This is a genomic window from Amycolatopsis sp. CFH S0740, from assembly GCF_004522315.1.
In the GTDB taxonomy this organism is placed as follows: domain Bacteria; phylum Actinomycetota; class Actinomycetes; order Mycobacteriales; family Pseudonocardiaceae; genus Amycolatopsis; species Amycolatopsis nivea.
On record NZ_SDLS01000010.1, the window covers coordinates 213141 to 238715 of the forward strand.

The 25575-nt window shown below is 68.5% G+C and carries 28 protein-coding genes; 10 read left to right on the forward strand and 18 right to left on the reverse strand.

The window, feature by feature from the left end:
- Positions 1 to 18: 18 nt before the first annotated feature.
- Entirely contained in the window at positions 19 to 960 is a 942-nt protein-coding gene (locus tag EIZ45_RS19625; protein WP_134665342.1) for a carbohydrate kinase, read from the reverse strand.
- 55 nt (positions 961 to 1015) lie between these two features.
- Positions 1016 to 1603, reverse strand: coding sequence for a TetR/AcrR family transcriptional regulator (locus EIZ45_RS19630; RefSeq protein WP_037369544.1), 588 nt, complete (start codon positions 1601 to 1603; stop codon positions 1016 to 1018).
- Positions 1604 to 1705: 102 nt separating this feature from the next.
- On the opposite strand from EIZ45_RS19630, the gene EIZ45_RS19635 reads away from it, so the two are divergent.
- Positions 1706 to 2851, forward strand: coding sequence for an acyl-CoA dehydrogenase family protein (locus EIZ45_RS19635; protein WP_134665345.1), 1146 nt, complete (start codon positions 1706 to 1708; stop codon positions 2849 to 2851).
- Here the strand turns inward: EIZ45_RS19635 and EIZ45_RS19640 are convergent.
- Positions 2848 to 3210, reverse strand: coding sequence for a helix-turn-helix domain-containing protein (locus EIZ45_RS19640; protein WP_134665347.1), 363 nt, complete (start codon positions 3208 to 3210; stop codon positions 2848 to 2850). The genes EIZ45_RS19635 and EIZ45_RS19640 overlap by 4 nt on opposite strands.
- Before the next feature lie 67 nt (positions 3211 to 3277).
- On the opposite strand from EIZ45_RS19640, the gene EIZ45_RS19645 reads away from it, so the two are divergent.
- The gene (locus EIZ45_RS19645; protein WP_134665349.1) at positions 3278 to 4102 is read left to right on the forward strand and encodes an NmrA family NAD(P)-binding protein; all 825 of its coding nucleotides are present in this window, start codon (positions 3278 to 3280) and stop codon (positions 4100 to 4102) included.
- A gap of 5 nt (positions 4103 to 4107) precedes the next feature.
- Positions 4108 to 4683, forward strand: a complete 576-nt coding sequence (locus tag EIZ45_RS19650) for a Uma2 family endonuclease (protein ID WP_134665351.1) — start codon at positions 4108 to 4110, stop codon at positions 4681 to 4683.
- A gap of 29 nt (positions 4684 to 4712) precedes the next feature.
- Here EIZ45_RS19650 and EIZ45_RS19655 read toward each other — a convergent pair whose 3' ends face one another.
- The 3 genes from EIZ45_RS19655 to EIZ45_RS19665 are packed head-to-tail and all read right to left on the reverse strand — an operon-like array spanning position 4713 to position 7329.
- A complete protein-coding gene (locus tag EIZ45_RS19655) occupies positions 4713 to 5933 on the reverse strand; it encodes an amidohydrolase (RefSeq protein WP_134665353.1) in 1221 nt (406 codons plus the stop codon).
- A gap of 20 nt (positions 5934 to 5953) precedes the next feature.
- Positions 5954 to 6457, reverse strand: a complete 504-nt coding sequence (locus EIZ45_RS19660) for a GNAT family N-acetyltransferase (RefSeq protein ID WP_134665355.1) — start codon at positions 6455 to 6457, stop codon at positions 5954 to 5956.
- Positions 6424 to 7329, reverse strand: a complete 906-nt coding sequence (locus EIZ45_RS19665) for an aldose 1-epimerase family protein (protein ID WP_134665357.1) — start codon at positions 7327 to 7329, stop codon at positions 6424 to 6426. Before EIZ45_RS19665 ends, EIZ45_RS19660 begins: the two co-directional genes overlap by 34 nt.
- Positions 7330 to 7417: 88 nt before the next feature.
- On the opposite strand from EIZ45_RS19665, the gene EIZ45_RS19670 reads away from it, so the two are divergent.
- Genes EIZ45_RS19670 through EIZ45_RS19685 form a run of 4 tightly spaced genes read left to right on the forward strand, consistent with a single transcriptional unit; the run spans position 7418 to position 10414 of the window.
- Complete coding sequence (locus EIZ45_RS19670) at positions 7418 to 7993, forward strand: TetR/AcrR family transcriptional regulator (protein ID WP_134665359.1); 576 nt, start codon at positions 7418 to 7420, stop codon at positions 7991 to 7993.
- Positions 7993 to 8808 carry an MBL fold metallo-hydrolase gene (locus EIZ45_RS19675; protein WP_134665361.1) on the forward strand — a complete coding sequence of 272 codons (816 nt, stop codon included), beginning with the start codon at positions 7993 to 7995 and terminating at the stop codon, positions 8806 to 8808. Before EIZ45_RS19670 ends, EIZ45_RS19675 begins: the two co-directional genes overlap by 1 nt.
- Positions 8805 to 9653, forward strand: coding sequence for an MBL fold metallo-hydrolase (locus tag EIZ45_RS19680; RefSeq protein WP_134665364.1), 849 nt, complete (start codon positions 8805 to 8807; stop codon positions 9651 to 9653). The genes EIZ45_RS19675 and EIZ45_RS19680 overlap by 4 nt, the downstream gene beginning before the upstream one ends.
- Before the next feature lie 8 nt (positions 9654 to 9661).
- Positions 9662 to 10414, forward strand: a complete 753-nt coding sequence (locus EIZ45_RS19685; protein WP_134665366.1) for an MBL fold metallo-hydrolase — start codon at positions 9662 to 9664, stop codon at positions 10412 to 10414.
- On the opposite strand, the gene EIZ45_RS19690 is transcribed toward EIZ45_RS19685, so the two are convergent.
- Positions 10401 to 11126: an SDR family oxidoreductase gene (locus EIZ45_RS19690; protein WP_134665368.1), complete on the reverse strand. Its 726-nt coding sequence runs from the start codon at positions 11124 to 11126 to the stop codon at positions 10401 to 10403. The genes EIZ45_RS19685 and EIZ45_RS19690 overlap by 14 nt on opposite strands.
- An 87-nt stretch (positions 11127 to 11213) precedes the next feature.
- On the opposite strand from EIZ45_RS19690, the gene EIZ45_RS19695 reads away from it, so the two are divergent.
- Positions 11214 to 11777, forward strand: coding sequence for a TetR family transcriptional regulator (locus EIZ45_RS19695; protein ID WP_037819919.1), 564 nt, complete (start codon positions 11214 to 11216; stop codon positions 11775 to 11777).
- On the opposite strand, the gene EIZ45_RS19700 is transcribed toward EIZ45_RS19695, so the two are convergent.
- Positions 11778 to 13208, reverse strand: a complete 1431-nt coding sequence (locus EIZ45_RS19700) for an amino acid permease (RefSeq protein WP_037819920.1) — start codon at positions 13206 to 13208, stop codon at positions 11778 to 11780.
- A gap of 9 nt (positions 13209 to 13217) precedes the next feature.
- Complete coding sequence (locus EIZ45_RS19705; RefSeq protein ID WP_134665370.1) at positions 13218 to 14360, reverse strand: aminotransferase class V-fold PLP-dependent enzyme; 1143 nt, start codon at positions 14358 to 14360, stop codon at positions 13218 to 13220.
- A 243-nt stretch (positions 14361 to 14603) separates the two neighbouring features.
- On the opposite strand from EIZ45_RS19705, the gene EIZ45_RS19710 reads away from it, so the two are divergent.
- Entirely contained in the window at positions 14604 to 15401 is a 798-nt protein-coding gene (locus EIZ45_RS19710; RefSeq protein WP_134665373.1) for a cyclase family protein, read from the forward strand.
- Positions 15398 to 17026 (forward strand): thiamine pyrophosphate-binding protein, encoded by a 1629-nt coding sequence (locus EIZ45_RS19715; RefSeq protein WP_134665375.1) that lies wholly within the window; start codon positions 15398 to 15400, stop codon positions 17024 to 17026. The genes EIZ45_RS19710 and EIZ45_RS19715 overlap by 4 nt, the downstream gene beginning before the upstream one ends.
- Here EIZ45_RS19715 and EIZ45_RS19720 read toward each other — a convergent pair.
- The 9 genes from EIZ45_RS19720 to EIZ45_RS19760 all read right to left on the reverse strand — a co-directional run bounded on the left by EIZ45_RS19720 (position 16986) and on the right by EIZ45_RS19760 (position 25566).
- Positions 16986 to 18359, reverse strand: coding sequence for an APC family permease (locus tag EIZ45_RS19720; RefSeq protein ID WP_134665377.1), 1374 nt, complete (start codon positions 18357 to 18359; stop codon positions 16986 to 16988). The genes EIZ45_RS19715 and EIZ45_RS19720 overlap by 41 nt on opposite strands.
- A gap of 45 nt (positions 18360 to 18404) precedes the next feature.
- Positions 18405 to 18965, reverse strand: a complete 561-nt coding sequence (locus EIZ45_RS19725; RefSeq protein WP_167756496.1) for a DUF3558 family protein — start codon at positions 18963 to 18965, stop codon at positions 18405 to 18407.
- Between the two features lie 36 nt (positions 18966 to 19001).
- Positions 19002 to 20297 (reverse strand): MFS transporter, encoded by a 1296-nt coding sequence (locus EIZ45_RS19730; protein ID WP_255443303.1) that lies wholly within the window; start codon positions 20295 to 20297, stop codon positions 19002 to 19004.
- 360 nt (positions 20298 to 20657) lie between these two features.
- Positions 20658 to 21323, reverse strand: a complete 666-nt coding sequence (gene pdxH, locus EIZ45_RS19735) for a pyridoxamine 5'-phosphate oxidase (protein ID WP_037819929.1) — start codon at positions 21321 to 21323, stop codon at positions 20658 to 20660.
- Between the two features lie 129 nt (positions 21324 to 21452).
- Positions 21453 to 22166: an urease accessory protein UreD gene (locus EIZ45_RS19740; RefSeq protein ID WP_134665381.1), complete on the reverse strand. Its 714-nt coding sequence runs from the start codon at positions 22164 to 22166 to the stop codon at positions 21453 to 21455.
- Positions 22163 to 22864 carry an urease accessory protein UreG gene (gene ureG / locus EIZ45_RS19745; RefSeq protein WP_037819931.1) on the reverse strand — a complete coding sequence of 234 codons (702 nt, stop codon included), beginning with the start codon at positions 22862 to 22864 and terminating at the stop codon, positions 22163 to 22165. The genes EIZ45_RS19740 and ureG overlap by 4 nt, the downstream gene beginning before the upstream one ends.
- On the reverse strand, positions 22854 to 23540 hold the full coding sequence (locus tag EIZ45_RS19750; protein ID WP_134665383.1) for an urease accessory protein UreF: 687 nt from the start codon (positions 23538 to 23540) through the stop codon (positions 22854 to 22856). Before EIZ45_RS19750 ends, ureG begins: the two co-directional genes overlap by 11 nt.
- Positions 23540 to 25261 carry an urease subunit alpha gene (locus tag EIZ45_RS19755; RefSeq protein ID WP_134665385.1) on the reverse strand — a complete coding sequence of 574 codons (1722 nt, stop codon included), beginning with the start codon at positions 25259 to 25261 and terminating at the stop codon, positions 23540 to 23542. Before EIZ45_RS19755 ends, EIZ45_RS19750 begins: the two co-directional genes overlap by 1 nt.
- Entirely contained in the window at positions 25261 to 25566 is a 306-nt protein-coding gene (locus EIZ45_RS19760; RefSeq protein WP_037819934.1) for an urease subunit beta, read from the reverse strand. Before EIZ45_RS19760 ends, EIZ45_RS19755 begins: the two co-directional genes overlap by 1 nt.
- Positions 25567 to 25575: the final 9 nt, after the last annotated feature.

Genomic DNA, 25575 nt, shown 5'->3' on the forward strand with positions numbered 1-25575 from the left:
GCCCCATTGGGACCAGGTTCACACGGTGGCCGCCATTTCCGCGGCGGTCGGCGGCTCCGCGCCGCTGCGGGAGACCGTGATCGACGCCGCTTTCGCCGCATAAGCAAGCGCTTCGGTCCACGCGCCGGCGTCGAGTGCGGCCAGGTCGCGCACGGTGCGCTCGTGCAGCCAGGCCAGCAACGCGCCCTGCACGGTGTCGCCGGCGCCGATCGTGTCCGCGACCGCGACCTTGCGGGAGGGAACGTGTGCCAGCTCACCAGCCGAAGTGATCACAGACAAGCCGTCCGCGCCCCGGGTGAGCACGACGGCGTCCACACCGGACTCCACCCACGATTTCGCGGCGGCCACCGGGTCGGCCCCTTCGGCGAGCCACGCGGCGTCGTCGTCGGAGATCTTCAGCAGCCGCACGTCGGGCAGCCACGACGCGAAACGCGCGCGGTAGGCCGCCGGGTCGGCGATGAGCGCCTCCCGGATGTTCGGGTCGAGCACCGTCAGGGTCCCACGCGCGGATTCGCGGCGCAGAATTCGCTCGTACGCGCTCGCGCCGGGTTCCAGCACCATGCCGAGCGTTCCGAGCGACAGCGCGGTGGTTTCTTCCGGCAGCGCACCGGGATCGGAAACCAGCCGATCGGCGGTTCCCTCGACGTAGAAGGTGTATTGCGCGGCGCCGCGTTCGTCGAGCGCGACGACGGCGAGCGTCGTCGGCTCGTTGCCGCGCTGCAGCAAGGAAGTGTCGACGTTCGAAGCGGTAAGGCGATTCGCCAACGCGACGCCGAACCGGTCGGTGGAAATCCGGGACAGGAACGACGCGGGAACGCCGAGCCGGGCCGCGGCGAGCGCGACGTTGTATGGACCACCGCCGAGCCGGGGCAGCAGCGCACGCAGCCCACCGTCCACAGTGGAATCCAACGGTTCGCCAGGAACGAGGTCGACCAGCGCCTCTCCACCCACCACGATCACAAGCGGCGAGTGTAGAGGAACGGGCGCTGACAATTCCTGTCCCGATGCGGACAAATCAGTTCTTGTCGAGCCCGCCGAGCAGAAGTTCGCCGAGCGCGGTGAAAGCCTCCGCGTCGGACACGTCGGTGCGCCTGCCGAGCACGCCGGTCTGAATGCCCTCGATGATCAGTCCGGTCATTTCGGCCACGAGCCGCGCGTGCACGTCGCGGAACACTCCGTCGGCGACGCCCTTGTCGATGAACGCGCGGATCCGGCGCGCGGCGGCGCGGCTGTTGAGCTGATAGGTGTCGCGGGCGGGTGCGAAGGCGGCGATGTCGGCCATGAACTCCGGCGACGCCCGGTTCAGGTGCTCGGAGACGCCGGAGAGGTACTCGCCGATCAGCTCGCGCGCGTCGTCGATGCCCGCGATCCGCTTTTCCAGGCGTTCGGCGGCGTCGCGGAAGAAGTGCGCGACGACCTTGACCGCGAGCTGCTCCTTGCTCGGCGCGAGCGCGTACAGCGTCGACTTCGAGCAGCGGAGCCGGGCGGCCAGGTCGTCGAGCGTGAAGCCGGCGAAGCCCTCCGCCAGGAACAACGCCTCGAGCTCGCGCAGCAGCGCCTGCTGCCGCGCGGTGGGCCGGCGACGGGCTTCAGGGGTGGACATCACGTCACTATCTCCTACCGATCAGGGGCAGCCCCGCTCCGGATACGGTACTCTCAATCATCCGTCAGTACTGTTTTCAGTACCGCCGCCTGGGAGGAAGCCATGCCGGTCGACCGTCTGCTGCCGACGCCGGAGTCCGAAGACCTGCTCGCACTCGTCACGGAAATCGCCCGTGACGAGCTGAAACCGCGCGCCGCGGCCGACGAGGAGGCCGAGAAGTTCCCGCGCGACCTGTTCACGCTGATGGGCAAGTCCGGGCTGCTGGGTCTGCCGTACCCGGAGCGCTGGGGCGGTGCCGAGCAGCCGTACGAGGTCTACCTGCAGGCGCTCGAGGAGATCGCCGCCGCGTGGATGAGCGTGGGCGTCGGGCTGTCGGTGCACACGATGTCCTGCTACGCGCTGGCGCACTACGGCACGGAAGAACAGCAGGACCGCTGGATGCCGGACATGCTGGGCGGCTCGCTGCTCGGCGCGTACGCCCTGTCCGAAACGCACGCCGGCTCGGACGCGGCCGCGCTGTCCACCCGCGCGCGGCTTTCCGAGGACGAGTACGTCGTCAACGGCACGAAAGCGTGGATCACCCACGCCGGGGTCGCAGATTTCTACACGACGATGGTCCGCACGAGCGACGACGGCGGGCACGGCATCTCGTGTCTCCTGGTCGACTCGTCGACTCCGGGCCTGTCGGCTGCTCCGCGCGAGCGGAAAATGGGCCTCACCGGGTCCCCGACGGCGCAGATGCTGTTCGAGGACGCCCGGGTCCCGGCCGACCGGCTCATCGGCGGCGAGGGTGCCGGCCTGAAGATCGCACTGTCGTCGCTCAGCTCGGGACGGCTCGGGATCGCCGCGTGCGCGGTGGGCCTGGCGCAGGCGGCCCTGGACGAGGCCGTGGAGTACGCGAAGGGCCGCACGCAGTTCGGCCGCCCGATCGCGGATTTCCAGGGCTTGGAGTTCCTGCTGGCGGACATGGCGGCGACAGTCGAATCGGCCCGCGCGACCTACCTGGACGCCGCTCGCCGCCGCGACCGCGGGCTGGACTTCCAGCGGCATTCGTCGATCGCGAAGCTGGTGGCGACGGACGGCGCGATGAAGGTGACGACGGACGCGGTCCAGGTCCTCGGCGGTGCCGGGTACACGCGAGACTTCCCGGTGGAGCGGTACATGCGGGAGGCGAAGGTGCCACAGATCTTCGAGGGGACGAACCAGATCCAGCGGATGGTGATCGCGCGTTCTCTGAAGAACGCCTAGTCTTTTCTGTCGTCATAAGCCGCGCGGGCGGCCTGCACGCGGCCCGCGTTGGCTTTCGACCAGTCGGCGATCGCGCCGGTCAAGGCCCCGACGTCCCGGCCCAGATCGGTCAGCGCGTACTCCACGCGCGGCGGGATCGTCGGGTAGATCGTGCGGGTGACCATTCCGTCGCGTTCGAGGTTGCGCAGCACCTGGGTGAGCGATTTCTGCGTCACGCCTTCGACGCCGCGGCGCAGTTCAGTGAACCGCAGCGGGCGTTCGTACTGGCGGAGCAGGCCGAGGACGTAGAGCGTCCACTTGTTCGCCAGCACGTCCATCACGGTGCGCGAGGGGCACGCTTTCGCATACTTGGTATCCATTGGGTACCTATGGTTCGTTGAGGTTCCTTCTTCACAAACGATACTGGTGGCGAGCAGTCTTGGTCGCATGATCTTGGTTACCGGTGCTACCGGAAAAATCGGCAGCGAAGCCGTCCGCCTGCTCGGACCTGCCCGGACGCTCGTCCGCACCCCTTCGGGCGGCACCGATGAGGTAGTCGGCGATTTCGACCGGCCGGACACCCTCGACGCGGCACTGCGCGGGGTCGACACGCTCGTGCTGATCGGACCCGCGGTGACGTCGCAGCTGACGGTGCTCGATCGCGCGGTCGCGAACGGGGTGCGGCACGTCGTGCGGGTCACCAACCACAAGGCTGTTGACGATTCGCCAGTCACCCGGCGGCGGGTGCACGCGCGGATTGACGCGCACCTCAAGGCGTCCGGGATGGAGTACACGCTGCTGGCGCCGAACTTCTTTATGCAAAATCTGCTCGCCCTCGCGCCGGAGATCGCCGCGACGGGCGGCTTTTCTTCGTCCGTGGGCGATGGCCGGATCGGCATGGTCGACGCCCGAGACGTCGCGGCCGCGGCTGCCACGATCGCGACGGCCCCGGCGGAGCATGCCGGTCGGACGTATCTGCTGACTGGGCCGGAGTTGGTCACGTTCGCCGACGTGGCCCGCGAGTGGGCTGCGGTTACCGGCCGCCCGGTGGAGTACCGGCGGATTTCGGCTGCGGAGCACCAGGCGGTGATGGAGTCGAAGGGGGTACCGGAGGCGGGGTCGAACGCGCAGGTCTTCGAACTGCTGGCGGAGGGGGACGGGGCTTGGCTGAGCGACGATTTCGCCGCGGTGACCGGGGGTTCGCCGCGGGGGTTGGGGACGTTCCTGGCGGACTGTGTTGGCGGAAAGTGTCGTACCCCTCGCTTACCGTGAGCGGCATGGACACCAGGACACTTCCGCGGCAGTTGCTCTCGATCAAGGAATACCTCGCGCTCGGCGAGGTCGAGCCGGGATTCACCGAACTCGTCGAAGGCCGTCTGGTCTTCTCTCCGTCGCCGGGCGCATGGCACAACCACGCGACGTACGCGCTCGCCTTCCAACTGCATGATCAGCTGCCGGACGAGTTTTCCGTGGTGCCACGCGTGGATATCGATCTAGGGCTCGCGCCGGACGGGGCACCGGGTTTTTCCCGGTGCCCCGATCTCCTGGTCACCACATCAGCCGCGATCGCCCGGACTCCCGAGGAAGACGCACTACGCGCCGAAGACCTCGTCTTGGTGGTCGAAGTCACGACGCCGGGGTCGAAACGCACCGACTACGTCACGAAGCACAAGGAGTACTCCGACGCCGGAATCCCGTTCTACTGGATCCTCGACCTCGACGATCCGGTCTCCCTTGTCGCCTGCCACCAGGCCGGGGAACTCGGCTATCGGAACTCCCCCGCCGTCACAGGGAAATTCCGCACCGCCGAGCCGTTCCCGTTCGAATTGGACCTCACCGCGCTGCTCGATTGAGGCGGCCGGTCAGGCCGCCTCAACCAACCTCAGCGAGCTTCCCGGTACCGCCGATCCGCCGAAACGCCCTCGCCGGTCGTCTCGTCGAAGTGGTAGACCTCCTGGCCCCGCACGAACACCCGCATCGCGCGGTTCATTACGTCCAGCGGGTCGCCGGACCACAGCACCACGTCCGCGTCCAGGCCGGGGGTCAGGGTGCCGATCCGGTCGTCCAGGCCGAGCATCTGGGCCGGGTGCAGGGTCAAGGCCTTCAGCGCGGTCTCCGGGTCCAGGCCGTCCTTCACCGCCAGTGCGGCTTGGTACACCAAGAAGTTGATCGGGATGACCGGGTGGTCCGTGGTGATCGCGATCTTCACCCCGGCGCGCGCGAGGATTCCGGCCGAGCGCAGGGTGCGGTTGCGCAGTTCCACCTTGGACTTCGTGGTGAAGAGCGGGCCGAGAATCACCGGGATGTCGCGTTCGGCCAGCAGGTCCGCGATCAGGTGGCCTTCGGTGCCGTGGTTGATCACCAGTTTGTAGCCGAATTCGTCGGCCAGCCGGATCGCGGTCACCATGTCGTCGGCGCGGTGCACGTGCTGGTCCCAGTACAGCTCGCCGTCGAGGACCTTCGCCAGGGTTTCGTTCGTCAGGTCCGTTTCGAACGGTTTGCCCTCGGACCGCGTGTGCTCGCGCTTTTCCTGGTAGTTGCGGGCCTTCGTGAACGCCTCGCGCAGAATCGCGGCCACCCCGAGCCTGGTCGAAGGCGTGACCTTCTTCTCCCCGTAAACCCGCTTCGGGTTCTCGCCCAGCGCGCTCTTCACGCTCACCTGCTCGGCGAACACCATGTCCAGAATGGACCGGCCCCACGTCTTCACGCCGATGGTCTGCCCGCCGATCGGGTTGCCCGACCCCGGCTTGATCACCACGCTCGTGACGCCGCCGGCCAGCGCGTCGTCGAAGCCCGGCTCGTACGGGTCGATCCCGTCGATCGCACGGAAGCGGGCGCCGTTCGGGTCGGTCATTTCGTTGGTGTCGTTGCCCGCCCAGCCCTCGCCGTCCTCGTGGACGCCGAGGTGCGCGTGCGCGTCGATGAATCCCGGCAAGACCCAGCTGCCGGACGCGTCCACCAGTTCCGCGTCCTCCGGCACCTCGACGTCGGCCTCAGCCCCGACGTGGGTGATCCGGCCGTCTTCGATGAGCACGGTGCCGCCCTCGATCGGAGCGGCGCCGACGGGGACCACATAGCCCCCGACAATCGCCTTGTAAGCCATAGTTTGACACGCTAACGAACTCACCCGGGTTCGCGCATCCGGGGTTTTTCCAGGTGCACCAACTGATAGTCCGCCTCCGGCGACCGATGCGTCTCGCGGTAACCGAGCTTTCGGTACAAATAGAGCGGCCCGGCCGAACGTTCGCCGGTGAACAGCCGGAACACCGTCACCTCCGCCGGGGTCGCCTCCTCCGCGGCCGCCAGCAGCGCGGTGCCGAGTCCCTCGCCCTGGCGATCCGGCGCCACCACGAGCCTGCCGATCTCGCCGACCGGGCCGGACACTCGCATCCGCACGCTCGCCACGAGCCTGCCGCCGTCGAGGAATCCCCAGACCATGATCGACGGGTCGGCGATGGCCGCGCGCACGTCGTCGAGGGTGTCCAGCAACGGCGGCAGGTCGAAGTTCTGGTGCGCCCGCGCCTCGGTGATGTACGCGGCTTGCTGCAGGGTCAGCAGTTCGCCCGCGGCGGCCTCGGTCAGCAGTTCGAGTTTCACGGGACCCGGATTCCCCAGCTGCCCGTCCACGACGTCGCCGGTTCCAGTTCGATCAGGTCGGTGCCGGTGTTGAGCGCGTCCGCCGGGCAGGTCATCGGCTCCATCGCGACCGCGCGGCCGCGGCCGACCAGGTCATCCGGCGTGAACACCTGCACCCAGCGGAAGTCCGGACCGGTCCAGACCACCAGCTGGCGGTCGCCGTGGGACAGCACGTAGTGGTGGGTGCCGTCCGCGGCCAGTTCCAGCCCGCCGAACGCGGTGTCCAGGTCGACGCCTTCGAGCAGCTTGCCCTGCCGGAAGTCGTATTCGGTGCCCTCGACGTCCTGCTCGTCCGCGTACGGCATCTGCTGCTCGCCCTCGTACGGCCGGACGCGCGTGGCGGGCAGCGTGAGGGTCAGCTCGTCGGTCGGCGCGTCGCCGATCCGGAAGTACGGGTGGGTGCCGACGCCGACGCCGATCGGCTTCTCCCCCTCGTTGCGGATTTCGTGGGTGATCACGAGCTCGCGCGGCTGCAGGTCGTAGGTGATCGTCGCGCGCAGCGGCACCGGCCAGCCGGGCTGGACCTCGACGTCGATGGCGAGCGTGATCGAGGTTTCGGCGTGTTCCAGCAGTTCCCATTCCTGGTGCCGGGTCAGGCCGTGGATGGCGTTGCCGCGCGCTTCCTCGGTGATCTCCAGCTGCTGCTCTTCACCCTCGAACTCCCACTTGCCGCCCTTGGTGCGGTTCGGCCACGGCAGCAGCACCTGGCCGAGTCCCTTCGGCGGCTTCTCGTCCTCGGCGAACGTCTCGACATACGGCACTCCGCTGATCTCGAACGCGCGCAGTCCGGCACCGATCTCGGTGATGACGGCGCGCGCGTTGCCGCGGGTGATCTCGAACTGTTCTCCGGTGGGGTTCGCCATGGCGCTGAGATTACCGATCGGCCGCGCCGCGCGGGCACGCCTCGAAACTAACTAGACCGGTCGTCATAGTTTGAGCTACGGTAGGCGCATGGTCAACCGCACCGACACGCGCCGCCGGATGCTCGAATCGGCGGCTGAGCTGTTTCGCACCCAGGGCTACCACGCCACCGGGATGACCCAGCTCGTGTCCGAAAGCCGGGCCCCGAAGGGCTCGCTGTACTTCCATTTCCCCGGCGGCAAGGAACAGCTGGCCGCCGAGGCGGTGCAGCTTTCCGGGGAGCGGCTGGCCGGGCAGTTCCGCGAAATCACCGCTGGCGCCCCGGATCCGGCCACTGCCATCGATCTCATCGTCGCCGCACTCGCCACCTCACTGTCCGAATCGGACTATCGCTGCGGCTGTCCCATCGCGACTGTCGCGTTGGAAGCCGCCGACAGCGAGCCGATCCGTGCCGCCTGCGACCAGGGTTACGAAGGCTGGCTGCGGGATATCTCCGCCTACTTCACCTCGCACGGCCTCGCCGAGGACCGTGCCGCTTCGCTGGCGACGATCGTGCTGTCCGCGATCGAAGGCGCGCTGCTGCTCGCGCGCACTCGGCGGGATACCGCGCCGCTGCAGGCCGTCGCCGCTCACCTGCACACCACCGTCGAACGGGAGTTCGCCTAATGCGCGTACACCACTTCAACTGCGGCACCATGCGTCCGATCGGCGGCAAGCTGGTCGACGGAAAACCCGGGCTGCTGCGCCGCGCCACCCTCGTGTGCCACTGCATGCTGGTCGAAACCGGCACCGGACTGACTCTCATCGAGACCGGAATGGGTTCGCCCACCGTCACCGATGCCGCGCGCTGGCTCGGTCCGCGCTTCCTGCGCACGTCGAATCCGATGACGGACGAAAGCGAAACCGCGCTGAGCCGCATCCGCGCGCTGGGCTTCGACCCGGCCGACGTCCGCGACATCGTCCTCACTCACCTCGACCTCGACCACGCCGGCGGGCTCGTCGACTTCCCGCAGGCGCGCGTGCACGTCTACGGCAAGGAACTCGACGCCTACCGCGCCGGAAACCCGCGGTACCGCGACGTCCAGTTCCGGCACGGTCCACAGTGGAAGTCCTATTCGGACGCCGGCGACAGCTGGTTCGGCCTCGACGCGGTCCGCGAGCTGGACGGGGTCGAGGGCGTCGCGCTCGTGCCGCTCGCCGGGCACACCGTCGGACACGCCGGGGTGGCCGTCGACACCGGGTCCGGCTGGGTGCTCAACGCGGGTGATTCTTATTTCTTCCACCGGGAGATCGACGCCGAGCCCTATTGCCCGCCCGGATTGGCTATGTTCGAACGGCGGGTCCAGACGCTGCCCGGGCCCCGGCGCGAGAACCAGCGCCGGTTGCGCGAGCTGCGCCGGGACCACGCCGACGAGGTGACCGTGTTCGCCTCGCACGACCTGACCGATTTCGTCCGGCTCAGCGAGAGGAGCACGGTATGAAGGTGCACCACCTCAACTGCGGCACGATGCGTCCGCTCGGCGGCAAGGCGCTCGACGGCCGCCCCGGAATGCTGCGGCGCAGCACGATCGTGGCGCACTGCCTGCTCGTGGAGACCGCCGACGCGCTCGTGCTGGTCGACACCGGGTTCGGCACTCGCGGGGTCACCGAATCGCGGCGCTGGCTCGGCGGTCCGTTCATGGCGATGGTCGGGGCGAAGCCGACCATGGCGGAAACCGCGGTCGCGCAGATCCGCGCGCTGGGCCACGATCCCGCCGACGTCCGGCACATCGTGATGACCCACCTCGACGTCGACCACGCCGGCGGGCTCGCCGATTTCCCCGACGCCACCGTGCATGTCCGCACCACCGAACGTCGTGCGGCGGACAACCCGAAGAGCTTCCCGGAGAAAACCCGGTACCGGGCCGAGCAATTCGCGCACAGTCCACTGTGGAGCACCTACGACGAGGCCGGCGAAAACTGGTTCGGCTTCGACGCGGTGCGGCCGCTGCGCGGTCTGCCGCCGGAAATCCTGCTCGTCCCGCTGCCCGGGCACACGCACGGGCACTCCGGCGTCGCGGTCGACACCGGCGACGGCTGGCTCCTGCACGCCGGCGACGCGTACTTCTTCCACGGCGAAGTCGCCCCGGTCAGCCCGCATTGCCCGCCCGGCATGCGCGCATTCGAGGTGATCAACCAGATGGACGGCTCCGCTCGCCGCGCCAACCTCGCCCGGCTGCAGACCCTCGCCCGCGAACACCAGGACGAGATCTCGGTGTTCAGCGCGCACAGCCCGGTCGAATTCCAGGCACTGCGCCGGAATACCGCGCAACCGTCCGCGAGTTGACTACCCGCATGACGCGCATCCGGTACGTCGGCGGCCCGACCGCCCTCATCGAGTACGGCGGGACCCGCCTGCTCACCGATCCCACCTTCGACGGCCCCGGCGATTACCCGATCGGTGCCCGGAAGCTGGCGAAAACCGCTGGTCCCGCGGTCACCGCGGCGGAGGTCGGCGAGGTGGCCGCGGTGCTGCTTTCGCACGACCACCACCCGGACAACCTGGACGCAACGGGGCGGGAGTACGCCCTCGCCGCCCCGCTCGTCCTGTCCACCGCCTCGGCGAGGGAGCGGATCGGCGACCCCGTTCGGGCGCTGGCGAACTGGGAGTCGTACGACCTCGGCGGCGTCCGCGTCACCGGAGTGCCCGCGCAGCACGGGCCCGACGGCAGCGAGCATCTCGTCGGCGAGGTCACCGGTTTCGTGCTCGAAAGCGAGGGCCAGCCGACCGTTTACGTCAGCGGGGACAACGCTTCCCTCGACGTGGTGCGGCAGATCGCCGAGCGCTTCGAGCGGATCGACATCGCCGTCCTGTTCGCGGGCGGAGCACAAACTCCCCTGGTCGGCGACGCGTACCTCACGCTGCCCAGTAACGACGCGGCTGAGGCGGCCCGGATCCTGAACGCGCGTCAGGTCGTCCCGCTGCACTTCGAGCATTGGGCGCATTTCACCCAGGGCCCGGACACCCTCCGACCGGCTTTCGCGCAGGCCGGGCTCGAGGAGCGGCTGCATCTGCTCAAGCCGGGAGAAGAGGTCAGCTTCCAGTAAGCACGAACCCTCCGTCGACGGTGATCACCGCACCGGTGACGAAACGGTTTTCCATCAGGTACACGTTGGTCGCCGCGACCTGCTCCGCCTCGCCGACCGATTTGGTCAGCGTTCGTTCCGTGAACGCGGCGACCATCGCGTCCAACTGCGGTTGCGGAAGGCCGTCCCACATCGGCGTGTGGACCGGCCCCGGGCGAACCGTATTGACCCGCACCGGGGCCAGGTCGACGGCGAGACCGCGCGCCAATCCCTCGACCGCGCCGACGGAACCGGCCGCGAGCGCCGCGCCGGGTGTCGGGCGGACGCCGATGATTCCGGACGTCAGCACGATCGATCCGCCCGGGCGGATCCGCGGCGCGGCGTGCTTCACCGCACTGACGACGCCCCAGAAACGGACGTAAAACAGGCTCTGCACGGTCTCGAGAGGCAGCTCTGTCCAAGGCCGCTGGTCCAGCGTGTCACCCGCGGTGTACACGAGGTGGTCCAACGAGCCGACGTGCTCGAACAGAGCCGCGACGTTCGCTTCGTCGCGTACGTCGGTGACGAATCCTTCGCAGGTATCCGGCAATTCCGCGAGCGCCGCGTCCAGCCGTTTCTTGCCACTCGCCGCGATCGTGACGGCCGCGCCCGCTTCCGCAGCGGCCTGAGCGGTCGCCAATCCCATTCCCGAGCTGCCGCCGATGACGACAACCCGCTGGTCAAGCAAAGACATGAGGGATCCTTCCGGAAGATGATGACTCAGTGAGACATCAACAGTAGCAGTGATGACTCACTGTGTCATCACTGCTAAGATGGCGGCATGCCGCGCTGGGATCCCGAAGCCAAGGAGCGGCTCCGCGCGGCCGCGCTGGAGCTGTTCGCCGAGCACGGCTACGACAACGCCACGGTCACGCAGATCACCGAGCGCGCCGGGCTGACCCGTCGGACGTTCTCGCGCTACTTCGCCGACAAACGCGACGTGCTGTTCGCCGGGTCGGAGCGACTCCCGGCCGCGATGGCCGACGCGGTCCGACGTGCCGACCCCGCGCTGCCGCCGTTCCAGGCGGTATTGGCCGCGATGGTCGACGCTGGCGATTTGTTCGCCGGCCTGGTTTCGCATGCCGCGCAACGCCGGGCGATCGTCGCGTCCAGCCCGGAGCTGCAGGAACGCGAGCGGACGAAACTCGCGGCTGTCACCGCCGCGGTCGTCGAAGCACTGCAGGAACGCGGGGCGACCGAATCGAGCGCGAAGATGCTCGCGCAGGTCGGTATCGCGATCTTTCAAACCGCGTTCGAGCGATGGACCGAACAGCCCGAGGGCCCGAATTTTGCCGAACAGGCGCGGAAGGCGGCCGACGAACTCGCCGCCCACCTCACCCCGTGATCAGGCTTTCTCGCGTACCAGCGTCGAATCTTCCAATTCCACTTCCGCCGCCTGTTTCGTCCGACCGGTCATTCGCAGCACCAGGTAGGCCACCACGAGCAGGACGAAGAACGGGATCCCGAACTTCCACGCCGGGTCAAGCCCTTCGATCCAGAACGTCGAAATCAGTACGGTGGCAAGGAAAGCGATCACCACGACGTTCACCACCGGTGCGCCCCACAACCGCACTGGCGACGGCGGCAGCCCGGCGCGGCGACGGCGGATCCGGAACGCCAGGTGCGTCACCAGAATGATCATCCACACGACCAGCGCGGCGAAAATCGAAATGCCGAACAGCACGAGATACGCGTTGGAATCGGAATTCTTGGACAGGATGGTCGCGATCACCAGTCCCGCGGTGGACAGCACGAGCGCGTTGCGCGGCACTCCAGAACGCGTCAGCCGTCCGGCCCAGGCCGGGGCGAATCGGTGCTCGGCAAGGGAATGCAGCATGCGCGTGGTGAGATAAAGGTTGGTGTTCGCGCTCGACAACGCGGCGGTCAGGACCACGAAGTTCATGATCGTTGCCGCCGCCGGAACGCCGGCAGCCTGGAAGACGCGGACAAACGGGCTGGCGGTAATGGACCCGCCTTCGCCGGTGACCGTCCACGGCACCACCAGCACGACGATGAGCATCGCGGCGACGTAGAAGATCGCCAGCCGCACCACCATGGCCCGGGCCGCGCGCGGAATGTCGCGAGTCGGGTTTTCCGATTCGGCCGCGGTCACCGAAACCACCTCGGTGCCGATGTAGCTGAACAGCACGAACACCATGGCCAGCAACAGTCCGGACACGCCGTTCGGCAGGAATCCGCCGCCCGCGCTGAGATTCGCGAGACCGGGCGCGGGTGCCTTCGGAAGACCGAAGAAGACGAGAATCAGACCGAGCGCGACGAACACGAGGATCGCGCACACCTTGATCATCGCGAACCAGTACTCGAATTCGCCGAAAATGTGCACCGCCGCGCCGTTGACGACGATCACCAGCAGCGAGAACACCGCGACCGGAACCCACAGCGGAATCTGCGGCCACCAGAACTGGACGTACACGCCGGCCGCGATCGTCTCGCCGCCGATCGCGATCACTTGCATCGCCCAATACGCCCAGCGCACCACGAATCCGCTGCCCGCGCCGAGATACTTGTGCGCGATGCTGCCGAACGCGCCCGCGGCCGGGTGCACCACCACCATTTCCGCCAGCGCCCAGGAAATCGCCAGCGCGACCAGTCCACAAAGGACGTAGGCGAGCACCACGGCCGGTCCCGCGTGCGAGATCGCCAGGCTCGATCCGAGGAACAGGCCGGTGCCGATGGCCCCGCCGATTCCGATCATCGTCAACTGCCTGCTGCGCAGCCTCCGCTGCAACCGGTTCGGGGACGGGGACTCGGCCATGTCTGCTCCCTACTGGCTCGCCCGGTACTCGGCGATCGCCGCGACGACGGCGTCGAGGTCGGACTCGACGTTGTAGTAGTGCAAGGACATCCGCAGCACGTCGCCGCGGGCACTGCACACGATCCGCCGCCCGGCGAGGAACGCCGCCAGCGCGTCGGGATCCCGGTCCGCCAAGGCGACGAGCGGACCGCGCCGCGCGTCGTCCAGCGGGGACCGGAGCTGTTCCCCAGCGTCGAGCAACCGCTGCTGCAGCTGCCCGGTCAACAGTCCAATGTGGTCACGGACCCGGTGCGCGTCCACCTGGTGCACCAGCTTCAGCCCGGCGACCGCGCCGTACGCGGACGGGATCGACGGCGTCCCGGTCTCGAAGCGGCGCGCGTGCTCGGGGTAGTCGAGGTGCCGCGGGTCGAATTCGAACGGGTTCGTGCGGCCGAACCAGCCGGTCAGCGGCGGGGAAACCGCGTCGCGCAAGCCTGGCCGGACGTAGAGGAACGCGATCCCGGAGATGCCGAGCAGGTATTTCAGACTGCCGCTGACGAGGTAGTCGCAGCCGAGTTCGGTCACGTCGACCGGCTCGACGCCGAGCCCCTGATACGCGTCGACAAAGCTCCGTGCGCCGTTTTCCCGGGCCAGTGCGGCGACTTCGCGCACCGGGAACCGCAAACCGTTGGCGTAGCTGACCAACGGAACGGACACCAGTCGCGTCCGCTCGGTGATGAGCGCTGCGTAATCCTCGGTGTCGACCAGTCCGTCGTGGTGCGCGACGAACTGAACGTCCGCGCCGCGCCCCTGCTGGGCGAGCCAAACATGGCCCAGCGAAGGGAATTCCAGGTCGGTCGTGACAATTCCCGGCCGTTCCGACCACGCCTGGGTCGACGCGACCTGGTACGCGCCTTCGGACGCGGATGGCACCACGGCGATGTCGTCCGCGTCCGCGCCGATCAGCTGGGCGAACAAGGCCCGCGCCTCGGCGACCTTCGCCATCCACTTGTCCCACGGCGCCCCGTGCTCGCGGATCGTGTGCTGGAACTCGAAAAGCTCCGCGGTCAGCGCGTCCGACAGCGCGCCCTGGCTGCAGCTCGCGAGGTGCACCGAGTCGGCGAAGGCGGGAAAATGCGCCCGGAAAGCGGCTGGGCTGGGCTGGTCGGTCACGACACTCCGTTCCTTGACTGGCGGGCGACCGGTCCGTTCGCCACCGTAACGGCGCGCGCACCGTGCGTCGATGCTCCGTCTGGCTCCAGACGCCCTGGTCGGGGCTCCGCGTTCACTCTGACTGATCTCTGGCAGCTATTCCGTCAGTGCTGCTGAAACCGGTACTGTAGATATGGCCTTCCGCGCTGTCAACGACCGTCAAGGATCCGCAATAGCGCGCCCCGCGACCGAGAGGACGCACCGATGAGCACCCCCGCCGAAACCGGGGTCGACCAGCTCCTGACCCAGCTCGCGCAGGGTCGGCTGCGGATTGTCGACCTCACCAACAAGCTCAGCGCCGCCACGCCGACCCTGCAGTTGCCCGAGCCGTTCGCGAACCTGATCGACTTCAGCCTCGAGTCCGTCAGCGAGTTCGACGATTCCGGACCGCTGTGGCGGCACAACAACATCCACACCGGCGAGCACATCGGCACGCACCTCGACGCGCCGCGGCACTGGATCTCCAACCGCGACGGCGTGGACGTTTCGGAGCTGCCGGTCAGCAGGCTGATCGGCCCCGCGCACGTCCTCGACATCTCTGCGCGCGTCGCCGGCAATCCGGACTTCCTGCTGGAGATCACCGACATCCAGGCGTGGGAGGCCGAGCACGGACCGTTGCGCGAGGGCGGCTGGCTGCTCGTGCACTCCGGGTGGGATCAATACGCCCAGGACCGCGACGCGTTCCTCAACTTCTCCGACGGAGCCAGCCACACGCCCGGCATCTCGGCCGCCGCCGCGAAATGGCTTGCCGAGGAAACGCCGATCGCCGGGTACGGCGTGGAAACTGTCGGCATCGACTCCGGGAACGGCTTCGCGCTCGACCCGCCGATGCCCGCGCACCACCATTTGCTCGGCGCGGACAAGTACGGCATCACTTCCCTGCAGAATCTCGGCTCGCTGCCGCCGACCGGCGCGCTCGTCGTGGTCTGTCCGCTGCCGATCGTCGGCGGGACCGGCAGTCCGGCGCGCGTGCTCGCGGTAACGCCGGGAGTTGAATCGTGAACGTTGCCCAAGCCGTCGGGATCGCGTTGGCGCGGTTCGGCGTCCGCAAGGCATTCGGCGTGGTGGGGAGCGGGAATTTCCACTTCACCAACGGCCTGATCCAGGGCGGCGCCGAGTTCGTCGCCGCTCGGCACGAGGGCGGCGCGACCACGATGGCCGACGCCTACGCGCGGTGCAGCGGCGAGGTCGCGGCGGTATCGGTGCACCAGGGCTGCGGGCTGGGCAACGCGACCACCGGGATCGGCGAAGCGGCGAAGAGCCGGACACCGCTGGTCATCGTCACCGGCGAAGCGACCGATCCGCTGTCGAACTTCCATATCGACCAGGACGCGCTCGCTCGGTCCGTTGGGGCGAGCAGCATTTTGGTGCGGTCAGCGAAAACCGCGCTGGCCGATGTGCGACGAGCGTTCACGCAAGCTCGGCGCGATCGGCGGACTGTCCTTTTGCGACTTCCGTTGGAAGTGCAGGCCGAGCCGTTCGATGAAGGCCTCCTCGATGGACTGACCGCGATCGAGGCACTGCCGCAACCACGCGCCGCTGAGCAGGACGTGAAGGCGCTCGCTTCGCTCCTGCAGCGAGCCGAGCGTCCAGTATTCCTTTGTGGACGGGGTTCCCGGAAAGCCCGGGCCGAACTGGTCGCGCTGGCAGACCGTTGCGGAGCGTTGCTTGCCGAGGGTGCGGTCGCGAAAGGACTGTTCACTGGCGAACCGTGGTCGATCGGGGTGTCCGGCGGGTTTTCGTCGCCGCTGACCACCGAGCTGATCCAGGGCGCGGACGTCGTCGTCGGCTGGGGATCCGCGCTCAATGACTGGACGACGGCGCACGGGCGGCTGCTCTCCCCGGAAACCACGTTGGTGCAGGTCGATCTGGAGTCCGCCGCGCTGGGCCGGAATCGGCCGGTCAACCTCGGCATCGTCGGCGATGTCGCCGGTACCGCCGCGGCGGTGTCCGAACAGGTCGAAGTCCACAATGGATACCGCAGTGACGAGCTCAAGGACCGGATCGCCCGGGAAATCCGTTGGCGCGACAACGAACACGACGACGCCGGGACCGCTGAGGTCATCGACCCGCGGACGCTGTCCGCCGCGCTGGACGAACTCATTCCGGCCAACCGGGTCGTCGGTGTCGATTCCGGGAACTTCATGGGCTACCCCACGATGTACCTGGACGTCCCGGACGAGAACGGTTTCTGCTTCACCCAGGCGTTCCAGTCGATCGGCCTCGGACTCGCCACCGCGATCGGCGCAGCACTCGCCCAGCCGGACCGCTTCCCGGTCGCAGCGTGCGGTGACGGCGGTTTCCTGATGAGCATCGCCGAACTGGAAACCGTCGTACGACTGAAGCTGCCGATGCTCATCGTCATCTACAACGACCACGCCTACGGCGCCGAGGTGTATTTCTTCGAGCCCGGCGGACATCCGGCCGACACCGTCACCTTCCCGGACACCGACATCGCCGCCATCGCGCGCGGTTACGGCTGCGACGCGGTCACCGTCCGCGCCAAGGAAGACCTCGACGAGGTCGCGACGCGGGTCGCCGCCGGGCTCGAGCGTCCGCTGGTGGTCGACGCGAAGATCGCCGGGTTCAGCGCCTGGTGGCTCCAGGCCGCGATGACGCACCACTGAGCGCCCGCTTCACCAGGAGGTTCACCACCCACAACACGAGGCCGACGGCGAGCAGGATGCCGGCCACCTGGTAATCCTGCGCCGGGCGGCCGGACAGCGGGCTGACCAGGTACAGGCAGAACACCGCGGCCAGCACCGGCACGACCGTCGGCGCGCGGAAATGCTTGTGCGCCACCTTGTCCTTGCGCAGCACCAAAAGCGCGATGTTGACGATGGCGAACACGACCAGCAACAGCAACGCGGTCGTCCCGCCGAGCGCACTGATGTCCACAAAGGACACCAGACCGATGGCGATGACGCTGGTGAAAATGATCGACACCCACGGCGTCCGGCGAGTCGGGTGCACGCGGCCGAACACCGGCGGCAGGACGCGTTCGTTCGCCAGGCCGTACAGCAGGCGGCTGGCCATCAGCATGTTGATCAAGGCGGAATTGATCACCGCGAACAGGCCGATGGCGGAGAAGATCTCCCGCGGGAAGCCCGGTGCACCAATGTCGAGCACCCTCAGCAGCGCGTCGCTCTTCGCGCCGGCCAGTTCGGCGGCCGGGACCAGCAGCGAGGACGTCACCGAGACGAGCACGTAGATCGTCGCGGCGATGACCATGCCCCACAGCATCGCGCGCGGGAAAATCCGCACCGGGTCATGGCATTCCTCGGCCATGTTCACCGAGTCCTCGAAGCCCACCATCGCGAAGAACGCGAGCGACGTCGCCGAGGAGATGGCGACGAGCCACGTCTTGTCCGCGGTGTCGATCTCGACCAGCCGCGACGGTTCGCCGTTCCCGTTCAGCACCGCCCACACGCCGACGCCGATGATGATCAACAGCCCGGACAGTTCGATGCAGGTGAGGACGACGTTGGCCTTCACCGATTCGCCGACGCCGCGGAAGTTGATCAGCGCCAGCAGGAGCACGAACGCGATGCCGACCAGCACCGTCGGCAGCTTCACGAACGCCGCGAGGTAGGTCGCGCCGAACGCCACCGCGGCCGACGACGCGGACGTGATCCCGGAGCACATCACCGCGAACGCGACCATGAAGGTCAGGAACGGCACCCCGAACGCCTTGTTCGTGTACAGCGCCGCGCCCGCCGCGCGCGGATACTTGCCGACCAGTTCGAGATAGCTGAACGCGGTCATGAAGGCGACCACGAACGCCAGCAGGAACGGCAGCCACAACGCGCCGCCGACGCGTCCAGCCACCTGCCCGGTCAGTGCGTACACGCCGGTGCCGATGATGTCGCCGACCACGAAGAACAGCAGCAGCTTCGGGCCCATGACCCGCAGCAAAGCCGGTTCGGCGACCTTGGATGTGCCCTCGCTCACGTCCGTCATGGGCGATTAGTGTGCCTTGTCCGGACGCCTACGGGAAGTCGGCCGTCAGGCCTTGGCGACCGCCGTGTGCACGAGCGGGGTCATCATTTCCTTGGTCATCTTGACCGGTCCGGTGTAGTTGACCAGCACCGGAACCCCGTTGGACACCTTGGCCGCGGCGAGCGTGGCGGTCTTCTGCTCGTCGGTGTAGAAAACGGCGCCGTCCGGGAAGCCCGGCACGTCGACCGCGCCCGGCTTGGCCTTCTTGATCGCGGCGATCATGTCGGCGGGCTTGGCCTTGCGGCCCTCGTAGCGGGTCACCGCGAGCGCGCCCGCGGTCTTGCCTTCGACGACGTATTCGCAGCTCGTGGCCTTGCCGCCGTTGCTCGGATTGTCGTGGGCGGGTCCGGCCTTCGAGGTGATGTCCGGGATCTTGATCGCCTTGGAGACGTCGTCGGACGGCAGCAAGGAGCAGGTGTCGGCGGCCTTGGCGGCGGGCGCGGACGAGGAGGCCGGCGCCTTGCTCGCGGGCGGCGACGTCGGTGCGGCGGCCTTCTGCTCACCAGAAGAGCAGGCGGTCAGAACAGCGGCGGCGGAGATCAGCAGAGCGATCGGATATGCACGCATATCGGGCATGCTATTCCGAACGGAGTAACACTACTGTCAGTGGCCCTCTTCGACTGGAGCCTGATACCGCCAGAACCCGGGCAGCACAGCCAGCGAAGCCACGACCAGCACGATCACCAGCAGCCCGCCGCCGGTCGCCGCGATCCTGGTCCCCCACGCCGCCGCGGACCAGCCGTGCGTGAGGTCGGCGATCCGCGGCCCGCCCGCGACGACCACGGTGAAGACGCCCTGGAGCCGTCCGCGCATCTCGTCGGTGGTGGCGGTCTGCAGGATCGCCTGGCGGTAGACGGAGCTGACCATGTCCGCCGCGCCGCCGAGCGCCATGAAGATCACCGCCAGCCACAGCGAATGCGCGAGCCCGAACGCGGCCATCGCCGCACCCCAGCAGCAGATCGCGATGACGACCGCCGCGCCCTGCCGCTGCACCCGGTGCAGCCAGCCGGAGAACAACCCGATCAGCATCGCGCCCGCGGGCAGCGCGGCGTAGAGCATGCCGAGCGCCGGACCGCCGCCGGGCGGATCGCCGAACGTCCGCTCGGCCATCTCCGGGATCAACGCGCGCGGCATGCCGGCGACCATCGCGATAATGTCGACGACGAACGACGCCAGCAGCACTTTTTGATGGGCCAGGTAACGGAATCCGTCGACGACCGAGCCGATCCCCGCCCTGCGCGTCCCCTCGCCGAGCGGCGGGATCGAGGGCAGCCGCCACACCGCGATCAGCGTGATCGCCAGCGCGCAGACGTCCACCAAGTACAAAGTGGACAGTCCGATCACCGGAATCAGCGCCCCGCCGAACAGCGGCCCGAACACCGCGCCGAACGTGGCCATCGTGGTGTTGAGCGCGTTCGCCGACGGCAGGAGCGGAGCGGGCACCAGCCGCGCGACGACCGCGCCGCGCGTGGGCATGTTGATCGCGAAAAACGCCTGGTTCGCGGCGAGCAGCCCGAGCACGAGCCACACCGAATGCATCCCGGTGAAGGCCTGGAGCCACAGCAGCGCGGAGGTGATCGCGACGCCGACGTTGGTGACGAGCAGCAGCTTCCGCCGGTCGACCGCGTCCGCGATCGCCCCGCCCCACAGCCCGAACACGAGCAACGGAACGAGCGCGACCGCACCGGTCAGCCCGACGTACCCGGACGATCCGGTGATATCGAAAACCTGCTTCGGCACCGCGACCGCGGTGAGCTGCGACCCGACCGCGGTCACCGCGGTGGACATCCACAGCCGCCGAAACGCCGGAATCCGGAGCGGACGAGTGTCGACGACGATCCGGCCGAGGAGCTTGCGAGCCCCGGTACGGGGCGGGCGTATCCCCGGTTCTGAAGTCACGAGCTATCAGCTTAGTTGTGCTAACGAAGCTGGCGCAGGTGATTTTCCCCGCACGGAGGCCCGACCACCCCTTGAGGAAAGTCCGTGAGGGCCACCCTGAGGGAATCAGATTCCCTCAGGGTTCCCCTCACGACCCTCGACGGTCCCGCCACCCACCAAACCGCAGCCAATGCACCCAAAGCGAGGCACCCACACCTCCCCCGCCCCCGATACGAAGCCAAAAACACGGCGCTGGGGTGCTTGTCAAGGCATCTTTCCCGCCTTGACAAGCACCCCAGCGCCGTAGTCACACTAAAAAATCGGGGTGCCCCGCCTCACCCGGCGGACGCAATGTCGCCGCCAGGCGACGAGCCGCAACGATCAAGGAGCCAACCGCTCCACATGCCACCCGTCATGAGTCCGGTGAAACCGCAACCGGTCGTGCATCCGATCCTCGCGCCCCTGCCAGAACTCGACAAAGTCCGGCCGAATCCGCCAACCACCCCAATGCGGAGGAGCCGGGATCTGCTCGACATCGCCGAACCGGCGCTCGATATTGCGCAGCGCGTTGTCCAACGCCCGCCGCCCCTCGACCACGCGCGACTGCGGCGACGCCCACGCTCCCAGTTGCGACCCGCGCGGGCGCTGGGCCCAGTAGGCGGCCGTCTCGTCTGCGCTCACCTTCTCGACCTCGCCGCGGACCGTGACCTGGCGGTGCAGCGGGTACCAGGGGAAGGTGGCCGACGCGTAGCGCGTCGCCGTGAGGTCGTGGCTCTTCGCCGACGTGTAGTTCGTGTAGAAAACCACTCCGCGTTCGTCGAAGCCCTTGCACAGCACCGTGCGCGAAGAAGGCCTGCCCTCGGCGTCGGCGGTCGCGAGCACCATCGCGTTGGGTTCCGCGAGTGCTTCGGACACCGCCTGGCTCAGCCAGCTTTCCAGCTGGTCATGCCACGTGGCCGCGAGCGCCGACTCGTCAAACGGCGCGCTGTCGTAAGCCACCCGCATGCCAGGCAGCCGCACGACCGCCTCGTCGATCTCCGGTGTCATCCGGCCCAACCTCCGTTACCCCTGGTGAGGGTGTCGAATCACGGCTATTCAGCGACGGTATTGGGTCGCGGTGTCCCGGCGAAACCCACCGAACGGTGACTCCTGCCACGCCTGGCCGCCATCCGCTGTTCACCTGCTGGCCCGGGATCGATCCAGAGCGGTGGCCGTCACGACGTCGGGGGCCAGCGCGGTGGTCAGCATCCCGCCCGCGGCCAGCGGCGTCCGCGACCACCACGGGCCTGACTCCGCCGGGCCGCACCCGCCGCCGAACTCGACCTCCGTCACCAGCACCCGATGTCCGGCCAGCACGGCGAGGCTCGCGTCCAAAATGGCGTCGCCGACGGTCTGCGTCTGCCGGAGTGCCGGGACTCCGCCGCAGGTCACGTGCACTGTGGAGGAAAACCGGCCCGGACGTTCGTCTTCCCTGCCGAGGACGAGGACCTCGCGGGTGTGGAACCGGGCGTCGGAGGCCAGGTCGGCGCGCAGGACGGCGACGTGGTCGGCGCGGGCGGTGACGACGGTCGGCTCCGGCAGGTATGCGAAGGAACCGCCGGGCTCGACGACGACCTCCACAGTGGACAAGCTGGGCACGTCGCGCAGGCCGGGCAGGGCGAGGGTCGCCGCGACGCCGGACAGCTTCAGCTCCGCACCCGCCCCGACGTGGATCTCGAGCCGGAGTTCGTCGCCGCCGAGCGGAGCGGTGGCCGAGTTGACCAGGTGCACCACCGCACCGGGGCCGCGCTGGCGGCGCGGGACGAGCGTCAGCGGTGCCATCGACTTCAGTTCTCGCAGCACCGTCTGTCCGTCGTCGCAGGCGGCGACCAGGCGTGCGTGGGCTTTCACCCCTGCCGGACCGGCACCAGCGAGCGCACCCAGTCCGCCACCGCGGGCGCGTCCGGAGTGTCCACTAGGGACTGCGTGAACACCGGGAGGTCGCCGCGCATGTGGTGGGCGTCCGAGGTCATCACGGTCAGGTCGGCGCCGACCAGCGGGGCGAGGTCGGTTTTGTTGATCACCAGCAGGTCGGCCGTCGTCACGCCGGGGCCGCCCTTGCGCGGCACCTTGTCCCCGCCCGCGACGTCGACCACGAAGATCTGGCTGTCGGCCAGGCCGCGGCTGAACACCGCGGTGAGGTTGTCGCCGCCGCTTTCCACGATGACCAGTTCCAGTCCCGGGAACTTCTCCTCCAGCCGTTCGACCGCGTCGAGGTTCGCGGTGATGTCGTCGCGGATCGCGGTGTGCGGGCACGCACCGGTCTGCACCGCTTCGATCCGCTCCGGGTCCAGTACGCCCGCCCGGCGCAGGAAATCGGCGTCCTCTGTTGTGTAGATGTCGTTGGTGACCACGGCCAGATTCAGCTCTCCGCCGAGCGCGCGGCACAGCGCGGCGGTGAGTGCGGTCTTGCCGCTGCCGACCGGGCCGCCGATGCCGATCCGGTACGCCCGGCCGGCGGTCGGCGCCGCGGCGTAGTGGTCCGGTTCGGCGGCGGTCGGGTCGAAGTTGACCGCGTGGAAATGCCCGTGACCGTGTTCAGCTGGCAAAGAGACGCACCTCTTCCTGGTGATGCCGAGCGTGTTCCTCGGCGAACAGATCCAGCGCCGGCGACGCCGGCGCGGGCAAATCGGCCGGATCGGCACCGGCGGTCTCGGCGGCCTGGCCGCTGACTTCGCGCAAGGGTCCGGCTAGCCGCGCGACCACCGCGTTCACGGCGAACGGATCCAGTCCGAGCAGGCGAACCGCCGCACTCGCCGGGCCGCTCACAGCGAGGTAAGCGATCGCCATGGCCGCGTCGACCGGACTGCCGCCGCTGATTCCGACGAGCGCGCCGCTGACGATCGGATGGTGCGGGCGCGGCGTCTCGGCGAGCAGCTGGGACAGCACTGGCGACGGCCACGCCGCACGTCCGGCTCGCGCGGTGCCGCGGCCTTGTGCTCGCGACGCTTCCCGTTGCGCGAGCGAGGGCGTGCGGGCGTCGAGTTCCTGATCGAGCCGTCGCCAATGGACACTCTCGACGGCCCGCGCCGCGGCGTGCGCTGAGGCAGCGGCGAACGCGGCGGCGAGAAATCCCGCGGTACGCAACCGTCCAAAAAGGAATCCGGGCAGGTCGCGTTCGGACCGGACGAGACCGCGCGCGGCCACCTCTTCGAGGCCGCCGGAATGCACGTGCCCGCCGCCCGGAAACCGGGAGTCGGCGAGAATGAGAGCGACCGGGTCCATCAGAACAGGAAATACCGTTGTGCCATCGGCAATTCGGCCACCGGATGCGGTTCGATCAGTTCCCCGTCCACGCGGACCGCGAAGCTGTCCGGATCCACTCGCACCTCCGGGGTCGCGTCGTTCAGCACCATGTCGGCCTTCGTCCGGCGGCGGGTGTTGGCGACCGGCACCAACGGCCGGGCGATGCGGAATTGTTCCGCCAAACCGGAATCCAGCGCCTCCGGAGCCACGAAATGCAGACTGGACGCGGCCGCTACCGCAGGTGCGGAACCGAACATCGGCCGCGCGAGCACCGGTTGCGGCGTGGGAATCGAAGCGTTCGCGTCCCCCATCGCCGCCCACGCCGGGAAACCGCCCTTCAACACCACATGCGGGCGCACGCCGAAGAACTTCGGTTCCCACAGCACCAGGTCGGCGAGCTTGCCGACCTCCACCGAGCCGATCTCCGCGTCCATTCCGTGCGCGATCGCCGGGTTGATCGTGTACTTCGCGACGTAACGACGGGCGCGCAGGTTGTCCGCGGCACCATCGCCGGGAAGCGCGCCGCGGCGAGCCTTCATCACGTGCGCGGTCTGCCAGGTCCGGATGATCACCTCGCCGATCCGCCCCATCGCCTGCGAATCGGAACTCATCATCGAGATCGCGCCCAGATCGTGCAGCACGTCCTCGGCGGCGATCGTGCTCGGCCGGATCCGGCTTTCCGCGAACGCGAGATCCTCGGGCACCGACGGGTTCAGGTGATGGCACACCATCAGCATGTCGAGGTGCTCGTCGAGAGTGTTGACGGTGTGCGGCCGGGTCGGATTCGTCGACGAGGGAAGGAAGTTCGCCATTCCGGACACCTCGATGATGTCCGGCGCGTGCCCGCCGCCTGCCCCCTCGGTGTGGTAGGCGTTGATCGACCTGCCGCCGATCGCCTCCACAGTGGACTCCAGAAACCCGGCCTCGTTGAGCGTGTCCGTGTGGATCGCGACCTGCACGCCGGATTCGTCCGCGACCGTGAGACAGGCGTCGATCGCGGCCGGCGTCGAACCCCAATCCTCGTGCAGCTTGAACCCGCCCGCTCCGGCCGCCAATTGCTCGCGCAGAGCTTCCTGCCGGACGGTGTTTCCCTTACCCAGCAGCAGCACGTTCACCGGCTGTCCGTCCATTGCGGACAACATCCGGCCGAGATTCCAGGCACCGGGGGTCACCGTGGTCGCCTTGGTGCCCTCGTTCGGCCCGGTGCCGCCGCCGACCAAAGTGGTCAGTCCGGCCGCGAGCGCGGTGTCCACCAGCTGCGGGCAGACGAAATGGACGTGACAGTCGATGCCACCCGCGGTGAGGATTTTCCCGTTGCCCGCCAGCACTTCCGTCGCCGGTCCGATCACCAGTGCCGGATCGACACCGTCCATAGTGTCCGGATTACCCGCCTTGCCGATGCCGACGACGCGCCCGTCGCGGACGCCGACGTCGGCCTTCACCACGCCCCAGTGGTCGAGGATCACCGCGCCGGTGATCACCAGGTCCGGCGCCCCCTCGGCGCGGGTCGCCATGCCCTGGCCCATCGACTCGCGGATCACCTTCCCGCCGCCGAAAAGCACCTCGTCGCCGCTGCCGCCGGGACCGATCGACCGGTCCTCGGTCACCTCGATCAGCAGATCGGTGTCCGCGAGCCGGATCCGGTCCCCCGCGGTCGGGCCGAACAGTTCGGCGTAGCGGACGCGGTCGATCTCCGGCATCAGAACTCCCCGGCGTATTCGGCCCGCAGCCCCGGCACCCGCCGGTTTCCGCTGAGCGGAACCAGGTCGACCTCGCGGTCGATGCCCGGCTCGAACCGCACCGAGGTCCCGGCGGGCACGTCGAGCCGGTGCCCGCGGGCGGCTTCGCGGTCGAATTCCAGTCCGGGATTGACCGCGGCGAAGTGATAGTGCGAACCGACTTGCACCGGCCGGTCGCCGAGATTGCGCACGCGCAGCCGGATCCGGGCGCGCCCCGGATTCAGCGGCACCGGCTCGTCGCCGGGAATGATCTCGCCTGGCCGCACGAATTCCTC

Bases quoted from the DNA above. Each gene is read 5' to 3' on its own strand.
- EIZ45_RS19640 (WP_134665347.1), bottom strand. From the start codon at position 3,210: ATGGATACCAAGTATGCGAAAGCGTGCCCCTCGCGCACCGTGATGGAC.
- pdxH (WP_037819929.1), bottom strand. From the start codon at position 21,323: ATGACACCGGAGATCGACGAGGCGGTCGTGCGGCTGCCTGGCATGCGG.
- EIZ45_RS19710 (WP_134665373.1), top strand. From the start codon at position 14,604: ATGAGCACCCCCGCCGAAACCGGGGTCGACCAGCTCCTGACCCAGCTC.
- EIZ45_RS19650 (WP_134665351.1), top strand. From the start codon at position 4,108: ATGGACACCAGGACACTTCCGCGGCAGTTGCTCTCGATCAAGGAATAC.
- EIZ45_RS19700 (WP_037819920.1), bottom strand. From the start codon at position 13,208: ATGGCCGAGTCCCCGTCCCCGAACCGGTTGCAGCGGAGGCTGCGCAGC.
- EIZ45_RS19645 (WP_134665349.1), top strand. From the start codon at position 3,278: ATGATCTTGGTTACCGGTGCTACCGGAAAAATCGGCAGCGAAGCCGTC.
- EIZ45_RS19750 (WP_134665383.1), bottom strand. From the start codon at position 23,540: ATGGACCCGGTCGCTCTCATTCTCGCCGACTCCCGGTTTCCGGGCGGC.
- EIZ45_RS19685 (WP_134665366.1), top strand. From the start codon at position 9,662: ATGACGCGCATCCGGTACGTCGGCGGCCCGACCGCCCTCATCGAGTAC.
- EIZ45_RS19655 (WP_134665353.1), bottom strand. From the start codon at position 5,933: ATGGCTTACAAGGCGATTGTCGGGGGCTATGTGGTCCCCGTCGGCGCC.
- EIZ45_RS19630 (WP_037369544.1), bottom strand. From the start codon at position 1,603: ATGTCCACCCCTGAAGCCCGTCGCCGGCCCACCGCGCGGCAGCAGGCG.
- EIZ45_RS19635 (WP_134665345.1), top strand. From the start codon at position 1,706: ATGCCGGTCGACCGTCTGCTGCCGACGCCGGAGTCCGAAGACCTGCTC.
- EIZ45_RS19720 (WP_134665377.1), bottom strand. From the start codon at position 18,359: ATGACGGACGTGAGCGAGGGCACATCCAAGGTCGCCGAACCGGCTTTG.
- EIZ45_RS19690 (WP_134665368.1), bottom strand. From the start codon at position 11,126: ATGTCTTTGCTTGACCAGCGGGTTGTCGTCATCGGCGGCAGCTCGGGA.
- EIZ45_RS19755 (WP_134665385.1), bottom strand. From the start codon at position 25,261: ATGCCGGAGATCGACCGCGTCCGCTACGCCGAACTGTTCGGCCCGACC.
- EIZ45_RS19665 (WP_134665357.1), bottom strand. From the start codon at position 7,329: ATGGCGAACCCCACCGGAGAACAGTTCGAGATCACCCGCGGCAACGCG.
- EIZ45_RS19670 (WP_134665359.1), top strand. From the start codon at position 7,418: ATGGTCAACCGCACCGACACGCGCCGCCGGATGCTCGAATCGGCGGCT.
- EIZ45_RS19680 (WP_134665364.1), top strand. From the start codon at position 8,805: ATGAAGGTGCACCACCTCAACTGCGGCACGATGCGTCCGCTCGGCGGC.
- EIZ45_RS19725 (WP_167756496.1), bottom strand. From the start codon at position 18,965: ATGCGTGCATATCCGATCGCTCTGCTGATCTCCGCCGCCGCTGTTCTG.
- EIZ45_RS19695 (WP_037819919.1), top strand. From the start codon at position 11,214: ATGCCGCGCTGGGATCCCGAAGCCAAGGAGCGGCTCCGCGCGGCCGCG.
- EIZ45_RS19675 (WP_134665361.1), top strand. From the start codon at position 7,993: ATGCGCGTACACCACTTCAACTGCGGCACCATGCGTCCGATCGGCGGC.